The organism is Variovorax sp. P1_H12_2 (genome assembly GCF_056405335.1).
In genome coordinates, this window is the sequence record NZ_JBFUCI010000602.1 from 1 (window position 1) to 2,788 (window position 2,788).

The 2,788-nt window shown below is 69.8% G+C and carries 3 protein-coding genes; all 3 read left to right on the forward strand.

What is annotated here, in order from left to right; genetic code table 11:
• Positions 1-115 precede the first annotated feature (115 nt).
• On the forward strand, positions 116-1,006 hold the full coding sequence (prmA, locus tag AC1D2K_RS33000) for a 50S ribosomal protein L11 methyltransferase (protein WP_478094429.1): 891 nt from the start codon (positions 116-118) through the stop codon (positions 1,004-1,006).
• Positions 1,007-1,143: 137 nt separating this feature from the next.
• Entirely contained in the window at positions 1,144-2,373 is a 1,230-nt protein-coding gene (locus AC1D2K_RS33005; protein WP_478094430.1) for a zinc-ribbon and DUF3426 domain-containing protein, read from the forward strand.
• Positions 2,374-2,416: 43 nt separating this feature from the next.
• A partial coding sequence (locus AC1D2K_RS33010; RefSeq protein WP_478094431.1) for a PfkB family carbohydrate kinase occupies positions 2,417-2,788 on the forward strand: 372 nt, incomplete at its 3' end.

Consider the following 2,788-nt stretch of genomic DNA (forward strand, 5'->3'; position numbering starts at 1 on the left):
CGGCGGCACCAACATCCACTATCTTGAAGAGTGGCTTGCTTCGCACAAGAGGTGACCTGCCCCAGGTTGGCTCACTGCGTGTCGGGCGCGGCGTGGACTATTGAGAGGAATTGCTGTGTTCGAACTACGCCTGCTGGCACCTGAAGACCTGGTCGAGACGGTCAGCGACGCGCTCGATGCGCTCGACGCACTGAGCGTGTCGGTCGAAGATGCCGATGCGCAGACCGATGCCGAGCAGGCATYGTTCGGCGAACCGGGCATGCCGCCGCCCAAGGACGGCTGGCAGCGCTCGCGGGTGATCGCGCTGTTCGCCACGGAGGCGCTGGCGCGCGAAGCGGCGGCGCTGCTCCAGGCGCAGGACTTCTTCGCCGAGTGCCGCCTGCTGGGCCTGGCCGACGTGCCCGAGCAGGACTGGGTGCGATTGACGCAGTCGCAGTTCGCGCCGGTCGAGATCACGCCCGAGTTCTGGATCGTGCCGACCTGGCACGAACCGCCCGCGCAAGCCCGCCAGGTGATCCGGCTCGACCCGGGGCTGGCGTTCGGCACCGGCACCCACCCGACCACCCGCATGTGCCTGCGCTGGATCGCCACGCGCGGCACCCTCGCGGGCCGGCGCGTGCTCGACTACGGCTGCGGCTCCGGCATCCTGGCGATCGGCGCGGCGAAGTTCGGCGCTCTCGACATCGACGCGGTGGACATCGACGAGGCCGCGGTGGAATCGACCCGGCTCAATGCCGAGGCCAATGGCGTTGCCTTGAAGGCCGGCCTTCCGGAGGCTGCCGCGGGCCGCTACCAGATCGTGCTTGCGAACATCCTGGCGACGCCGCTCAAGGTGCTCGCGCCGCTGCTCTGCGGCCACGTCGCGCCGGGCGGCGAGCTGGTGCTGGCCGGCATCCTGGAACGGCAGGCCGACGAGCTGAAGGCGGCCTATGCCCCCTACGCGGCGCTCGAGGTCAGCGACAGCGAGGACGGCTGGATCCTGATGACGGCGAAAGCCCAGTCATAGGCCGGCGAAGTCCGGGGCCTCTTCGTGAAACACCGCGGAACCGGCTTCGCCGGGCCGCTGGTGTTGCCCCCGGTAGGGGGTGGGCGGGCTACACGCAGTGAGCCCAACCTGGGGGCGAGCAATACAATCCCGCCTCGATGAGCCTTGTCACCCGCTGCCCCGCATGCGACACCACTTTCAAGGTGGTGCGGGATCAGCTGCGAATCTCCGATGGCTGGGTGCGCTGCGGACGCTGCAGCCAGGTGTTCGATGCGACCGTCGATTTGCAGGAGGCGCCGGACGCCCGGCCCTCGGCGTCGGTCCCGGCCCCGCTGCCGACGCCGGAGCCGGCACCTGCGTCCGAGGCGCATTCCTTGCAGGCCGAGCCCGAGCCCGAGCCAACGGCCCCGCTCGACGCTGCCGATGAAGACAAGCCCGGCATTGCCGACGCGGACTTTTTTGACGACGAACAGGAGTCGGGCCCGGCACCGCTCGCCGAGCCTGCGGCCTTCACCGGCGTGGTCGCCGACGTGTCGTGGCCCGATCCGGACTCCCTGCTGCTCGGCGACGAAGGCCGCATCGCGGTGCGCCCTCCCGTGCCGCCGCCGCTGTCGTTCCCGGACATCGACCTGACGCTGCCCTCGCGGCCCGCGATGCCGGCCGGCGATGCCGCGCCGCAGTCCGACGACTCCGGGCATGCCCAGATGCAAAAGGCGTTGCGCCGCGCGCGCGTCAAGTCCGCCAAGATCGCCAAGGCGAAGGCCAGGGCGCAAGGGGACGCCGCGGCCGATGTTGCGCCGATGGTGCTGGCCGCGAGCGAGTCCGAGCCGACCGCTGCTGCGGCGGTGCCGCCCGAGCCCGCGCCGACCTTCTTCGGCGTCGACGAAGCCTCCTCCTGGTGGCGCCGCGCCGCAGTCCGGCGCTCGCTGTTCGCCACGGCCGTGTTGGCGGCCCTGCTTCTGCTCGTCCAGGTGCTGCACCACGAGCGCGACCTGATCGCCGCGCGTCAGCCCGCCTTGCGCCCGCTGCTCGAGACGCTGTGCCGTGTGACCGGCTGCGAGCTTTCGGCGCTGCGGCAGATCAACGACATCAAGCTCGACGGCGCCTCGTTTGCGCGCGAGAAGAGCGGCGACGGTTTCCAGCTCAACTTCACGCTGCGCAACGCCGCCGCCGTGCCGCTCGCGATGCCCGCGGTCGAGCTGTCGCTGCTCGACACGCAGGAGCGGGCCGTGGTGCGGCGCGTGCTCATGCCTTCCGAGTTCGGCGCGCCGGCGGTGCTGCCTGCACGTGCCGAGCGCGCGGCCTCGCTGTCGCTCGAGCTCGGCGGCGCCGAAGCCGCATCGATGCCGCCGGTCGCCGGCTTTCGCATCGAGGCGCTCTATCCCTGAGCGATCACCCTTCAGTTTCTTTTACCCAACCAGTGGCTCATCCATGGCAGCAGTGATTTGCGGTTCCCTCGCGTTCGACACCATCATGACTTTCGAAGGGCGGTTCGCGGACCAGATCCTTCCGGACCAGTTGCATATCCTGAACGTATCCTTCCTGGTGCCCGGCCTGCGGCGCGATTTCGGCGGCTGCGCCGGCAACATCGCCTACAGCCTCAACGCGCTGGGCGGCACGGCGCTGCCGATGGCAACCGTCGGCAGTGACGGTGCCGATTACCTCGAGCGCCTGCGCACGCTGGGCATCAGCACCGAGTTCGTGGGGCAGGTTGAGGACACCGTCTCGGCCCAGGCCATGATCATGAACGACCGGGACAACAACCAGATCACGGCCTTCCATCCGGGCGCGATGCAGCAGGCC